Source organism: Streptomyces sp. ICC1, assembly GCF_003287935.1.
Classification (GTDB): domain Bacteria; phylum Actinomycetota; class Actinomycetes; order Streptomycetales; family Streptomycetaceae; genus Streptomyces; species Streptomyces tritrimontium.
Genome location: NZ_CP030287.1, coordinates 7,343,461 through 7,356,110 on the forward strand (window position 1 = coordinate 7,343,461; position 12,650 = coordinate 7,356,110).

The 12,650-nt window shown below is 73.1% G+C and carries 12 protein-coding genes and 1 pseudogene; 6 read left to right on the forward strand and 7 right to left on the reverse strand.

The window, feature by feature from the left end:
- Positions 1–3: 3 nt before the first annotated feature.
- Entirely contained in the window at positions 4–1,467 is a 1,464-nt protein-coding gene (locus DRB96_RS34285; RefSeq protein WP_112451944.1) for an ABC transporter substrate-binding protein, read from the forward strand.
- A gap of 44 nt (positions 1,468–1,511) precedes the next feature.
- A complete protein-coding gene (gene snpA / locus DRB96_RS34290; RefSeq protein WP_112451945.1) occupies positions 1,512–2,174 on the forward strand; it encodes a snapalysin in 663 nt (220 codons plus the stop codon).
- Positions 2,175–2,223: 49 nt separating this feature from the next.
- Here snpA and DRB96_RS34295 read toward each other — a convergent pair whose 3' ends face one another.
- The 5 genes from DRB96_RS34295 to DRB96_RS34315 form a co-directional block, all read right to left on the reverse strand.
- The gene (locus tag DRB96_RS34295; RefSeq protein ID WP_112451946.1) at positions 2,224–2,427 is read right to left on the reverse strand and encodes a hypothetical protein; all 204 of its coding nucleotides are present in this window, start codon (positions 2,425–2,427) and stop codon (positions 2,224–2,226) included.
- A 45-nt stretch (positions 2,428–2,472) separates the two neighbouring features.
- On the reverse strand, positions 2,473–3,057 hold the full coding sequence (locus DRB96_RS34300) for a dihydrofolate reductase family protein (protein ID WP_112451947.1): 585 nt from the start codon (positions 3,055–3,057) through the stop codon (positions 2,473–2,475).
- A gap of 113 nt (positions 3,058–3,170) precedes the next feature.
- Positions 3,171–3,761 carry a GNAT family N-acetyltransferase gene (locus DRB96_RS34305; protein WP_112451948.1) on the reverse strand — a complete coding sequence of 197 codons (591 nt, stop codon included), beginning with the start codon at positions 3,759–3,761 and terminating at the stop codon, positions 3,171–3,173.
- 160 nt (positions 3,762–3,921) lie between these two features.
- Entirely contained in the window at positions 3,922–4,971 is a 1,050-nt protein-coding gene (locus DRB96_RS34310; protein ID WP_112451949.1) for a family 2 encapsulin nanocompartment cargo protein polyprenyl transferase, read from the reverse strand.
- Positions 4,972–5,021: 50 nt separating this feature from the next.
- Positions 5,022–6,428 carry a family 2B encapsulin nanocompartment shell protein gene (locus DRB96_RS34315; RefSeq protein ID WP_112451950.1) on the reverse strand — a complete coding sequence of 469 codons (1,407 nt, stop codon included), beginning with the start codon at positions 6,426–6,428 and terminating at the stop codon, positions 5,022–5,024.
- Between the two features lie 228 nt (positions 6,429–6,656).
- On the opposite strand from DRB96_RS34315, the gene DRB96_RS34320 reads away from it, so the two are divergent.
- The 4 genes from DRB96_RS34320 to DRB96_RS34335 all read left to right on the forward strand — a co-directional run bounded on the left by DRB96_RS34320 (position 6,657) and on the right by DRB96_RS34335 (position 10,118).
- Positions 6,657–7,109 (forward strand): Rrf2 family transcriptional regulator, encoded by a 453-nt coding sequence (locus DRB96_RS34320; protein ID WP_112451951.1) that lies wholly within the window; start codon positions 6,657–6,659, stop codon positions 7,107–7,109.
- A gap of 182 nt (positions 7,110–7,291) precedes the next feature.
- Complete coding sequence (locus DRB96_RS34325; protein WP_112451952.1) at positions 7,292–8,488, forward strand: globin domain-containing protein; 1,197 nt, start codon at positions 7,292–7,294, stop codon at positions 8,486–8,488.
- Between the two features lie 92 nt (positions 8,489–8,580).
- Positions 8,581–9,171 (forward strand): N-acetylmuramoyl-L-alanine amidase, encoded by a 591-nt coding sequence (locus tag DRB96_RS34330; RefSeq protein WP_112451953.1) that lies wholly within the window; start codon positions 8,581–8,583, stop codon positions 9,169–9,171.
- A gap of 56 nt (positions 9,172–9,227) precedes the next feature.
- Complete coding sequence (locus tag DRB96_RS34335) at positions 9,228–10,118, forward strand: pyridoxal-phosphate dependent enzyme (protein ID WP_112451954.1); 891 nt, start codon at positions 9,228–9,230, stop codon at positions 10,116–10,118.
- 22 nt (positions 10,119–10,140) lie between these two features.
- On the opposite strand, the pseudogene DRB96_RS34340 reads toward DRB96_RS34335, so the two are convergent.
- Both DRB96_RS34340 and DRB96_RS34345 read right to left on the reverse strand, forming a co-directional pair.
- Positions 10,141–11,157, reverse strand: a pseudogene (locus tag DRB96_RS34340) (cation:proton antiporter); the annotation flags it as partial.
- Between the two features lie 7 nt (positions 11,158–11,164).
- Positions 11,165–12,649: a bifunctional phosphatase PAP2/diacylglycerol kinase family protein gene (locus tag DRB96_RS34345; RefSeq protein WP_112451955.1), complete on the reverse strand. Its 1,485-nt coding sequence runs from the start codon at positions 12,647–12,649 to the stop codon at positions 11,165–11,167.
- Position 12,650: the final 1 nt, after the last annotated feature.

The window sequence follows — 12,650 nt, forward strand, 5'->3', positions numbered from 1 at the left end:
GCCATGCGCGAGCACGGAACGAGCCGCACCAATTCCGGCACGGAGACCTACACGGAGACGGGCGCGAACACCGGCGCGAAGACCGGGCCGAACACCGGCTCCGGGCCCGGCGCGAAGGACCGTACGAGAACCCGCGCCTGGGCCGCGCTGCTCGCGGCGGGCGCGCTCGCGCTCACCGCGTGCGGCGGCGGGGACGACGGCAAGAAGGCGGACCCGCCGAGCGACGGGGCGACGGGCGGGCCGGCCGTCTCCTTACCCCGCCTCGACGGCGAGAAGCTGGAGGTCGCCGCGGTCTGGACGGGCCCGGAGCAGGAGAACTTCACCAAGGTGCTGGCGGAGTTCGAGCGGCGGACCGGCGCCAAGGTCACCTTCGTCCCGGCGCAGGACCCGATCGTCACCTTCCTCGGTACGAAGATCGCGGGCGGGGCCCCGCCGGACGTGGCGCTGCTCCCGCAGGTCGGGGCGCTGGTGTCGGCCGTCAAGAGCAAATGGGCGCAGCCGGTCGGGGCCGAGGCGCAGGCCCAGCTCGACCGGAACTACTCGGCCGGCTGGAAGACGCTGGGCGCGGTCGACGGGGTCCAGTACGGCGTCTACTACAAGGCCGCCAACAAATCGCTGATCTGGTACAACGCGAAGGCCTTCGAGGCGGCGGGCGTGCAGCCCCCGAAGACGTGGAAGGAACTCATCACCGTCGCCGACACCCTGTCCGCGTCCGGCACCCCGGCGGTGTCGGTGGCCGGGGCCGACGGCTGGACCCTGACGGACTGGTTCGAGAACGTGTACCTCTCCCAGGCGGGCCCGGAGAAGTACGACCAGCTCGCCAAGCACGAGATCAAGTGGACGGACGACAGCGTCAAGGCGGCGCTGACCACGCTCGCCGAGCTGTTCGGCCGCAAGGACTTCCTGGCGGGCGGCCAGAGCGGGGCGCTCGCGACGGAGTTCCCGAAGTCGGTGACGCAGACGTTCACCGGCGGCGACCGGCCGGCGGCCGCGATGGTCTACGAGGGCGACTTCGTGGCCGTGAACATCGCGCAGACCGACGCGAAGGTGGGGAAGGACGCCCTGGTCTTCCCCTTCCCCTCGGTGGGCGCCAAGGCCCCGGTGGTCTCGGGCGGTGACGTGGCGGTCGCGCTGAAGCCCTCGAAGGGGGCGCAGGCCCTGCTGACGTTCCTGGCCTCGGCGGACGCGGCACGGATCCAGGCCCGCGAGGGCGGGTTCCTCTCCCCCAACAAGTCGGTCGGGCCGGACGCCTACCCGAACGACATCCAGCGCGACATCGCCAAGGCGCTGATCGCGGCGGGCGACGACTTCCGCTTCGACATGTCGGACCAGGCTCCGGCGGCCTTCGGCGGGACCCCGGGCGCGGGCGAGTGGAAGGCGCTCCAGGACTTCCTCGCGAACCCGTCTGACGTGGCGGGGGCCCAGGCGAAACTGGAGGCGGACGCGGCCAAGGCCTACGGGAACTGACCCCGTGTCCCCCGCCGCTCCCACCCGAGCAGGAGTCCCCCCACATGCGCCACTCCCGCAGGACCACCATGTCCGCAGCCGTCGGCCTCGGCATCGCCGCCGTCCTCGGCGCCGTCGTACCGGGCACGACCGCCGCCGCCGCCTCCCCCGCCGGCAGCCCGAGCTCGTACGCCGCGTACGAGCGCTCCCAGGAGAACCAGGCCGCGAACCGCGCCTTCTTCGAGGCCGTCCGGCGCTCGGTGGCCGAGCAGCGCGCCGCCAACCCGGGCCTGGCGGCCGTGACCGTCACCTACAACACCCGCAACGCGCCGAGCTTCCGCACCCAGATATCCCGCTCCACGCAGATCTGGAACGGCTCGGTGGCCAACGTCAGGCTGCAGGAGGTGTCCTCGGGCGGGAACTTCTCGTACTACGAGGGCAACGACTCGCGCGGCTCCTACGCGAGCACGGACGGTCACGGCCGGGGCTACATCTTCCTCGACTACCGCCAGAACCAGCAGTACAACTCCACCCGTGTGACCGCTCACGAGACCGGCCACGTGCTCGGCCTGCCGGACCACTACTCGGGCCCGTGCAGCGAGCTGATGTCGGGCGGCGGCCCCGGGACCTCGTGCACCAACGCCAACCCGAACTCCGCCGAGCGCTCGCGCGTCAACCAGCTGTGGGCCAACGGCCTCGTCGCGTCGGGCCTGGACGCGAAAGGCTGAGACCCCGGCGGGGCCTGACCCGCGGAGGTCGGACCGCCGGTCTCCGGGGTCAGGCCTCCACGGGTGCGTACGCGGTGCAGTCCGGGTTCCCGCAGGGGCCCGGGCTCCACCGCGGCACGAAGATCCCGAGGGACTTGCGGCGGCTGACCACCGTCTCCACGGGCTGCCCGCAGGCCGGACACGTCTGCTGGTCGTGTCCGGCTCGCGGGGCGACCGTAACGCTCTCACCGCGATGCCGCTGTTCGCCTGCCATACCTCCACGGTAGGCCGGTTCCGCGCTTTTGGACCGCCGGGAGGGTCAGCGCCTGACGGCGTACGAGGTGACGACCTGGCCGCCGCCGAGGACCGTGGCGCCGGTCAGCTCCAGCGGGCGGACCCCGAAGCCGGCCCGCGACATCGGCATGCCGGTGCCCGCGAGGACGGGGTAGGTCTTGACCACGTACTCGTCGATCTCGTCGATCAGCTGGGTGGCGAGGTCCGCCCCGCCGCACAGCCAGATCCCGAGCCCGTCCTCGGCCTTCAGCTCCCGCACGCGGGCGGCGATGTCGCCGCCGATCAGCGTGACGGCCGGGTCGGGGGCGGTGGTGAGGGAGCGCGAGACCACGTACTGCCGGCGCAGGTGCCCGTACGGGCTGGCCTCCCCGGCCTTGAGGCCCGGCTCATAGGTGTTCCGGCCCATGAGCACCGTGTCGAAGCGCTTCGGCGGGGTGTCGGCGAGGCCGAGCCGGACGCGCCCCTGGGCGGAGATCGTCTCGGGGTACTCCGCCTTCAGGTGCTCGATGAACTCGCCGTCCAGGTGTGCGTAGAAGAAATCGCCGTCGCCGTCGGGGGCTCCGATGAACCCGTCGACGGTGGTGGCGATGAAGTACGTGAGCTTGCGCAAGCGATTCTCTTCCGTTCGGCAGTGCACCCCCATCGAGGCACGCCAGTCAAAGTACTTCAGGTGAAGTAGTCACACAAGGAGTCCAAGGGTAAGGAGTCCAAGGGTTCGCGGGGTCACCTCGGCTTGCGCCACATCGGCCACATCAGCGGCCCGTCCGGGAGCCGCACCGGCGTGCCCGTGTGCTCGAAACCGAGCCGCTCGTAGAGCCGGCCGCTGCGCTCGCTGCTCGCCTCCAGGTACGCCGGCACCCCCTCGCGGTCGCACCGCTCCAGCACCGGCCGGATCAGCTCCCCGCCCAGTCCCTCGCCCTGCCGGCCCGGCTCGACCGCGATCATCAGCAGGTACTCGTGCTCCTCGGCGGTCGGGTGCACGGCGCCGGTCAGCCGGCCCACCAGCTCGCACCGCTCGTTGTCGGGGTCGGCCACGGCCCGCATCTTCGCCGGGATCTCGTCCTCGCCCTCCGGTTCACCGGCCGGGATCCGCAGCCACAGCGCGGCCGCCGAACCGTCGGCCGCGAGGTCGACGCGGCCCTCGGCCAGCGCGACGTCCACGAAGACGCCGAGGAACTTCCCGTGCACCGCCGCCCGGTGCTCCGGGTCCGGGAAGACCCAGCTGCTCACCGGATCCGTGCGGAAGGCCTCGTCGAGCAGCCGCGCCACCGCGTCCCGGTCCGACTGATCCGCCTGACGTATCTCCAGCACCACTGGTCACACCCTTCGCTCGGTCATCAACAACCCGGAGCGATCCTAGAGTTGGGCCACACCAGCGGAAAGGCCGGTTCCGGCATCATGGGATGCCGGAACCGGCCTCGGCGCCGCGCGAGCGGTCGCGCGGTCGCGCGGTCGCGCGGTCACCCCGCCGCGCTCACTTCGTGCGCCGCGTCACGAACTCCGCCAGGGCCAGCAGCCCGCCCGCCGCCCCGAGGTCCGGAACGGCCCGCGAGAGCTGCTGCACCGCCCGGCCCATCCGGTCGGCGGCATGGGCCTGCGCCCAGTCCCGCCCGCCGGCCCGCTCCACCGCGTCGGCCGCCCGGCTCACGTCGTCCGCGGTCATGGGACCCGCGTAGAGGTCGGCCAGCTCCTTCCCCGCCGCGGTGCCCGAGGTGAGGGCGGCCACGACCGGGAGGGACTTCTTGCGGGCGATCAGATCCGCCCCGGCGGGCTTCCCGGTGTGGCCGGGGTCCCCCCAGATGCCGATCAGGTCGTCGATGAGCTGGAAGGCCAGTCCGGCCTCCCGCCCGAAGTCGTCCATCGCGTCGACCTCGTCCGGGCCGGCCCCCGCGTACAGCGCGCCGAGCGCGCACGCACAGCCCAGCAGGGCCCCGGTCTTGGCCGTCGCCATGGTCAGGCACTCGTCGAGCGAGACGTCCGGCCGCCGTTCGAAGGCGCAGTCCGCCTGCTGGCCCGCGCACAGCTCGATGACGCAGGTCGTGAGCCGGGCCGAGGCCGCCGCCGAAGCCGGGTGCGGGTCCTCGGCGAGCAGCCGCAGGGCGAGCGCCATCACGGCGTCGCCCGTGATGATCGCGTCCGGTATCCCGAAGACCGTCCAGGCCGTGGCCCGGCCGCGCCGGCGGGCGTCGCGGTCGATGACGTCGTCGTGCAGCAGCGTGAAGTTGTGCGCCAGCTCGACCGCGACCGCGGCCCGTACGACGCCCTCCCCCACGCTTCCCTCGCCCCCCAGGGCCTGGGCGGCCGCGAGCACCAGCGCGGGCCGGATCGCCTTGCCGGCGTTGCCCGCGGCCGGGGTGCCGTCCTCGTGCTCCCATCCGAAGTGGTACATCGCCACGCGCCGCATGGAGCCGGGCAGGCTCTCGACGGTCCGGCGCAGGGCCGGGTTGACCGTTTCTCTTGTCCGTTCGAGGAGGGCGGCGGCTTCCCGCCCCTCCCCGATGGTGATCGCCTCAGTGGTCGACATCGCCTGTCCGTCCCGTCCTGTCCCGTCCCCGGTGCTCTGCTAGGGCCGGCTCAGCGCCAGCGGGCGATCTCGACGTTCTCCAGGACACCGAGCGCGTCGGGCACGAGCACCGCGGCGGAGAAGTAGGCGGTGACCAGGTAGGAGATGATCGCCTGCTCGCTGATCCCCATGAACCGCACCGAGGTGCTCGGCTCGATCTCGTCCGGGATCCCGGGCTGGTGCAGGCCGATCACGCCGGACTCGTCCTCGCCGGTGCGCATGCAGAGGATGGACGTCGTACGGGCGTCGCTGATCGGGATCTTGTTGGACGGGAACATCGGGACCCCGCGCCAGGACGGCACGCGGTGCCCGCCGATCTCGACCGACTCCGGGTACAGCCCGCGCCTGTTGCACTCGCGGCCGAAGGCGGCGATGGCCTTGGGGTGCGCGAGGAAGAACTTGGAGCCGCGCCGCATGCTGAGCAGCTGGTCCATGTCGTCGGGGCCGGGCGCGCCGTCGTGGGGCTGGATGCGCTGGTCGTAGTCGGCGTTGTGCAGGAGGCCGAAGTCGCGGTTGTTGAGCATCTCGTGCTCCTGGCGCTCGCGCAGCGCCTCGACCGTGAGCCGCAACTGCTGCTCGGTCTGGTTCATCGGCTGGTTGTACAGGTCGGCGACGCGGGTGTGGACCCGCAGGACCGTTTGTGCAATGGAGAGCTCGTACTCGCGCGGGCGGCCCTCGTAGTCCACGAAGGTGCCGGGCAGCACGGCCTCGCCCTGGTGGCCGGCGGAGAGGTCGATCGCGGCCTCGCCGTACTTGTTGGTGCGCTGGTCGGGCAGGGACCGTACGGAGTCCACGTGCGCGCGCAGCGATTCGACGCGGTCGGCGAGGATCTGGAAGTCCTGGCGGGAGAGGACGAGCGCGGTGCCGGCGGTGGCGGCGCGGGCGGTGTACTCCCAGATGGCCTCCTCGTCGACGAGGGCGTCCTCGCCGAAGTAGGCGCCGTCGGCGACGGTCTGCAGGACGGCGTCGTCGCCGTAGGGGCCGGTGCCGATCTGGTCGACGCGGCCGTGGGCCAGCAGGAAGACCTTGTCGGACGGGCTGCCGAAGGAGGTGAGCTCCTGGCCCGCCTCGAAATCGATCTGGTGGCAGCGCGCCGCCAGTTCGGTCAGGACGTCGGGGTCGTCGTAATCGCGCAGGATCGGGAGTTCGCCGAGTTCCGCGGGGATCACCTGCACCTGCGTGCCGGTCTTGATGAATTCCACGCGTCCGTCGCCGACCGAGTAGCTCAGCCGCCGGTTGACCCGGTACGTGCCGCCCTGCACGGACACCCACGGGAGCATCTTCAGCAGCCACCGCGAGGTGATCTCCTGCATCTGCGGCGCGGACTTGGTCGTGGTTGCCAAGTTCCGCGCGGCCGATGTCCCCAGACTCCGCTGTGGCGCCTGGGTCTCGGATTCGGAACCTGCCTGGACCGACATGTATTTCCCCTTCGATCACTCCATGGATCTGCGGGACGGAAGCTTTCCAGTACGCACCGTGGTGGGACCATTACACAAAAGGGTGGGACTACTCCGTCCGTGGCTGGGCACCCTCAAGAGTTCAACTGGCCCCCCAGGAGCCACCCGAACCCCACCGGTTCCGGCCACCCCCACAAGCGGACCCGTTTTGAATTTGCATCGTGGATGCAAGTTTTCTACGCTGAACCCATGCGGCTGACCCGATTCACCGACCTGGCGCTGCGCGTGCTGATGCGCCTGGCCGTCGAGGAGACGGACCTCCCCACCACGCGCGACGTGGCGGCGACCATGGAGGTCCCGTACACCCACACCGCCAAAGTGGTCGCCAAGCTGCAGCATCTCGGCCTGGTCGAGGCGCGCCGCGGGCGCGGCGGCGGGCTCGCCCTGACCCCCGCCGGCCGGGGCGCCTCGGTGGGCGGACTGATCCGCGAGCTGGAGGGCGCCGGCGACGTCGTGGACTGCGACGGCACCGTGCCGTGCCCGCTGCGCGGCGCCTGCGTCCTGCGCGGCGCGCTGCGCCGGGCCCAGGAGGCCTTTTTCGCCTCACTGGACCCGCTGACGGTGAACGACCTGGTCGCAGCCCCGACCGGTCCGCTCCTGCTGGGCATTTCGGGCGGATCGACGGGGGCCGGAAGGCCCTGACCACGGGGGCCGAATGGCCGATTCGCACCGCCGGCCGGCCCGCATAGCCTGAACCCGACAGACCCTTCGAACAGAAGTACGCACCGCGGCGGACCCTGTGGGCCTGTTTTCAAAAATAGGCATCTCATATGCCAGTTCTGCAGCCGGTTCCGCGAACCACCCCTACGCGAGGAGTCCCCCAGATGCTTTCCGAGAAGTCGGCCGCGACCGTACGAGCCACCCTGCCCGCCGTCGGCGCGGCGATCGGCGACATCACGGAGCTCTTCTACGGGAAGCTCTTCGCGGCCCACCCCGAGCTGATCCGCGACCTCTTCAACCGCGGCAACCAGAACGCCGGCCTCCAGAAGCAGGCCCTCGCCGGCTCCATAGCCGCCTTCGCGACCCACCTCGTCGCCCACCCGGACGACCGCCCCGACGTGATGCTGAACCGCATCGCCCACAAGCACGCCTCCCTCGGCGTCACCCGCGAGCAGTACCCGATCGTCCACACGCACCTCTTCGAGGCCATAGTCGAGATCCTCGGCGAGGCCGTCACCCCCGAGGTCGCCGAGGCCTGGGACGAGGTCTACTGGCTGATGGCGAACGCCCTCATCACCATCGAGGAGCGCCTCTACGCCGAGCAGCAGGTCCTGGCCGGCGACGTCTGGCGCGACTGGACGGTCGCCGCCCGCGTCGAGGAGACCGCGGACTGCGCCACCTTCCACCTCACCCCGGCCGACGGCGCCCCGGCGCCCGGCTTCAAGCCCGGCCAGTACGTCTCCGTCCAGGTCGAACTCCCCGACGGCGCCCACCAGATCCGCCAGTACAGCCTCTCCAGCGCCCCGGGATCACCCCTCCGCTCCCTCACCGTCAAGCGGGTCCACGGACCGGCCGCGGGCGGCCCCGACGGCGAGGTCTCCCACCACCTCCACACCCGGATCGGCACCGGTGACACCCTGCGCGTCTCCGCCCCGTACGGCGACCTCGTCCTGCGGGACTCCGCCGCGCCGGTGGTCCTCGCCTCGGCCGGCATCGGCTGCACCCCGATGCTCTCGATGCTGGAGCACCTGGCGGACACCGCGCACACGGCCCCGGTGACCGTCCTGCACGCCGACCGCTCCCCCGCCGACCACGCCCTGCGCGCCGACCACCGGGCCCTGACCCACAAGCTCGCGGACGCCCGGGCCCACTTCTGGTACGAGGCCGACGCGGAGCCCGGCGACCACGAGGGCCGCCTCGACCTCGCCGCCGTCCCCGTCGCCCCGGGCACCCTGGCCTACCTCTGCGGACCGCTCCCCTTCATGCGGGCGGCCCGCGAGCAGCTCATCGCCAAGGGTGTGGCGCCGGCGGACGTCCACTACGAGGTCTTCGGCCCCGACCTGTGGCTCGCCTCCGCGTGAGCCGTGCGCCGGTCTTGCGCCCTTGCGGCGGAATGGCCGCCTCCACTAAACGTTGAGTGACGTACCCCTCACTCAGAGTCAAGGAGGCGGCCATGTCCGCACCCCTGTCCGCGGACCGGTTCATCGACGCCCTGCGGGCCGAGGGCCTGACCGTCGTCGAAGTCGGCGGCTGGCGCACCCGCAACCGCAACCACAAGGGGCCCTGGGGCCCGGTGCACGGGGTGATGCTCCACCACACCGTCACGCACGGGACCGCCTTCACCGTCCGGCTCTGCCGCGACGGCGACGAGGCCCTCCCCGGCCCGCTCTGCCACGGCGTGATCACCAAGGACGGCCGGGTCCACCTCGTGGGCCACGGCCGCGCCAACCACGCCGGGGCGGGCGACTCCGACGTCCTGGCCGCGGTGATCGCGGAGAAGCGCCTCCCCCCGGACCACCGGGCGGACACCGACGGCAACCGGTACTTCTACGGCTTCGAGTGCGAGAACCTCGGCGACGGCGAGGACCCCTGGCCGGCGGCCCAACTCGACGCGATGGCCCGCGCCTCGGCCGCCCTGTGCCGCGCCCACGGCTGGACCGCCCGCTCGGTCGTCGGCCACCTCGAATGGCAGCCGGGCAAGATCGACCCGAAGGGCTTCACGATGGCCTCGATGCGCACCCGCGTCGAGGAACGCCTGAAATGACGCCCGCACCGCTCTGACGTGCGACGGCGGGCGCGCGGGCGGCACACAATGGGGGCGTGAACCGTCCAGGCGACCCCGAGCTGATCCTGCGGCCCCGGCCGGCCTCCCCCCTGCGGGAGGTCCGCGACGAGCGGTTCGGGCGGCACGGTGTGCGGCTGCTGCTCAAGCGGGACGATCTGGTCCATCCCGAGCTGCCCGGCAACAAGTGGCGCAAGCTCGCGCCGAATCTGCGGGCCGCCGTCGCCGAGGGCCGTACGGAGCTCGTGACCTTCGGCGGGGCCTACTCCAACCACCTGCGGGCCACCGCCGCCGCGGGCCGGCTGCTGGGGCTGGCGACCGTCGGGATCGTACGGGGCGACGAGCTCGCGGGGCGCCCGCTGAACGACTCGCTGGCCCGGTGCGCGGCGGACGGCATGCGGCTGCACTTCGTGACCCGTTCGGCCTACCGGGACAAGGCCGCCCTGCCCGCGCGGGCCGGTGCGGCCGACGCCTACGTCATCCCGGAGGGCGGCAGCAACGCGCTCGCGGTACGGGGCTGCGCCGAGCTCGGCCACGAACTGCGGGGCGCCTGCGACGTCGCCGCGGTGGCCTGCGGCACCGGGGGCACCCTGGCCGGGCTGGCGGCCGGGCTGGCCCCGGGCCAGCGGGCGGTGGGCGTCCCGGTGGTCGGGGGCGGGTTCCTGGAGGCGGAGATACGTTCCCTCCAGGCGGCGGCGTTCGGCGGCCCGGCGGGCGACTGGTCGCTCGCCGAGGGCTTCGCCCACGGCGGCTACGCCCGGGTCCCCGACGCCCTGGAGGCCTTCGCCGCGGACTTCGCCTCCCGCCACGGGCTGCCGGTGGAGCGGATCTACGTGGCCAAGCTCCTCTGGGCCCTGCTCGAACTCACCCGGGCCGGCGCCTTCCCCCCGGGCACCACCCTGGCGGCGGTCGTCACGGGCCGCCCGTAGGGGGGTACATCCCGCGCCGCGGCTACGCCGACTCCTCGCGGTAGGCCGCCGCCTCCTCCAGGTCCAGCCGGCGCAGCAGGGCCCGCAGCATTTCGTCGTCGATGCGGCGCGCGTCCCGCAGCGACACGAAGACCTCCCGCTCCGCCGCGATCATCTCCCCGGCCAGCCGGCGGTACACCTCGTCCGCCGACTCGCCGGTCACCGCGTTGACCTCGCCCAGCCGCTCCCACACGGCGTTGCGCCTGCGCTCCAGCACCGTCCGCAGCCGGTCCGCCAGCGGCGGCGGCAGGGCGTTCGCCGGTGCGGCCAGCAGTTCCGTCAGGCGCTCCTCCGCGGCCCGCGAGGCCTCGCTCTGGGCCTGGGCCTCCGCCAGGGTGTCGGCGTGGGTGTCGCGCGGGGGCAGGCGCAGCAGGCGGATCAGCGGCGGCAGCGTCAGGCCCTGGACCACCAGGGTGCCGATCACCGTGGTGAACGTCAGGAACAGGATCAGGTTCCGGTGCGGCACGCTGATCGGCACGGAGAAGGCGATCGCCAGCGAGACCACGCCGCGCATGCCGGCCCATCCGACGATGACCGGCGCCTTCCAGTTCGTCTCCGGCTCCCGCTCCCGGATCCGCCGCGAGAGCACCCTCGGCAGGAACGTCGCCGGGAAGACCCACGCGAAGCGGGCCGCCACCACGACCGCGAAGACCGCCAGCGCGTAGCCGGCCGCGGCCATGCCCTCGTACTCCCCGAGCCCCTTCAGCACCACCGGCAGTTGGAGCCCGATCAGCGCGAAGACCACCGATTCGAGGATGAAGGCGACCACCTTCCACACCGCCTCCTCCTGGAGCCGGGTCGCGAAGTCGACCTGCCAGTTGTGGTGCCCGAGGTACAGCGCGACCACCACGACCGCCAGCACGCCCGAGGCGTGCACCCGCTCGGCGGCCGCGTAGGCCACGAACGGGATCAGCAGCGAGAGCGTGTTCTGCAGCAGCGAATCCCGCAGCCGCCTGCGCAGCACGTGGATCGGCACCATCAGCAGCAGGCCCATCCCGACCCGTGCGTCAGCGGGGGCGGTACACCGTGAGGGCGTCCGGGAGCTCCTCCAGGACGAGGGCGGCCGGGGCGTACGCGTACTCCCCGTCGTAGGCGAGCGGGGTGCCGGCCGGGATGTCGCCGACACGCAGGCTCCGCAGCCGGGTGGCGGCGTGGACCGGCGAGCGGGTCAGCGGGCCCGCGAGGGCGGCGGCGAGCAGGCGGGGGCCGGGGCGGCCGCCGCCGTGGACGAGCCGGACGTCGAGCAGGCCCTCCCCCAGGCTCTCGCGGTAGCGGGGCGCCGGGCCCGTGCCCCGGTAGGTGCCGTTGCCCGCGAAGAGCAGCCAGACGCTGCGCGGGCGTCCGGCGAGCGTGAGGCGTACGGGGCGCTGCGCGCGCAGGACCCGCCAGGCCGCCAGCAGGGCGGCGGGACCGCCGCCGATCCGGGGCGCCCAGCGGAGCCGGTGGCCCAGCAGCTCCGGGTAGGCCCCGATGCTGAAGTTGTTCAGGAAGTAGCCGGCCCTCGGGTCCTCGGGGTCCGGGCCCGGGGTGAAGCGGCCGATTCCGATGTGGACCGCGTGCCCGGCCGCCACGGCCCGGCAGGTGTCTTCGGTGCCGGCGAGGCCGAGGTCCAGCGCGAAGTGGTTGAGCGTGCCGCCGGGGAACACCGCCAGCGGGATCCCGGCGCGCAACGCGGCGGTGGCGGCCGCGTTGATCGTGCCGTCGCCGCCGCACACGCCGAGCACGGTGGAACGGTCGGCCGCCCTGGCCAGTTCGGCGACGAGTTCGGGCCCGCCGCACTCGACGAACTCGGCCTTGGGCAGCCGCTCCCGCACCGTGTCGGGCCCCGCCGCGGCGGCCGAGCCCGAGCCGGAGTTGACCACGACCGTGAGCCCGGCGCCGTCGGGCAGCGCCGGCGCGGTGGAGGCCGTCCGCTCGTCGCCCGGCACGATCCGGGCCTCCTCGACGTCCCGCGTGAGGCGGCGTACGACGAGTCCCGCCGCCACCCCGAGCGCCCCCCCGGCGAGCACGTCGGAGGGGTAGTGGACCCCGGTGTACACCCGGGAGAAGGCGACGGAGGCGGCCACCGGGGCCAGCGCGGCGCCCCAGCCCGGGGACTCCAGGGCCACGCCAGCAGCGAAGGCGAACGCGGACGCCGAATGCCCCGAGGGGAAGGACGTGGTCTGCGGCTGCGTGGCGAGCCGGCGCCCGGCGGGCACCCCGTCCAGCATCGGGCGCGGCCGGCGCACCGACCACTTGCCGACGGTGTTGATGGTCGCGGAGGCCAGCGCCAGCGAGGCGAGTCCGCGTACGGCGGCCTTGCGGGCCCCGGCCGAGCCGAAGACGGCGAGGGCCGCGGCGGTCCCGCCCCACAGCACCCCGTGGTTCGCGGCCCGCCCGAGCCGCGGCAGCACCCGGTCGGCCCCCGGCCAGTGCCGGCGGGCCACCACGTCGAACAGCCACCGGTCGCCCCGCGCGACCGCACCCCGCCAGGTCAACTCTTGATCAGCCATT

Coding starts and splice junctions, on each gene's coding strand:
- DRB96_RS34285 (WP_112451944.1), top strand. CDS start 4: ATGCGCGAGCACGGAACGAGCCGCACCAATTCCGGCACGGAGACCTAC.
- snpA (WP_112451945.1), top strand. CDS start 1,512: ATGCGCCACTCCCGCAGGACCACCATGTCCGCAGCCGTCGGCCTCGGC.
- DRB96_RS34295 (WP_112451946.1), bottom strand. CDS start 2,427: ATGGCAGGCGAACAGCGGCATCGCGGTGAGAGCGTTACGGTCGCCCCG.
- DRB96_RS34310 (WP_112451949.1), bottom strand. CDS start 4,971: ATGTCGACCACTGAGGCGATCACCATCGGGGAGGGGCGGGAAGCCGCC.
- DRB96_RS34315 (WP_112451950.1), bottom strand. CDS start 6,428: ATGTCGGTCCAGGCAGGTTCCGAATCCGAGACCCAGGCGCCACAGCGG.
- DRB96_RS34320 (WP_112451951.1), top strand. CDS start 6,657: ATGCGGCTGACCCGATTCACCGACCTGGCGCTGCGCGTGCTGATGCGC.
- DRB96_RS34325 (WP_112451952.1), top strand. CDS start 7,292: ATGCTTTCCGAGAAGTCGGCCGCGACCGTACGAGCCACCCTGCCCGCC.
- DRB96_RS34330 (WP_112451953.1), top strand. CDS start 8,581: ATGTCCGCACCCCTGTCCGCGGACCGGTTCATCGACGCCCTGCGGGCC.
- DRB96_RS34345 (WP_112451955.1), bottom strand. CDS start 12,649: ATGGCTGATCAAGAGTTGACCTGGCGGGGTGCGGTCGCGCGGGGCGAC.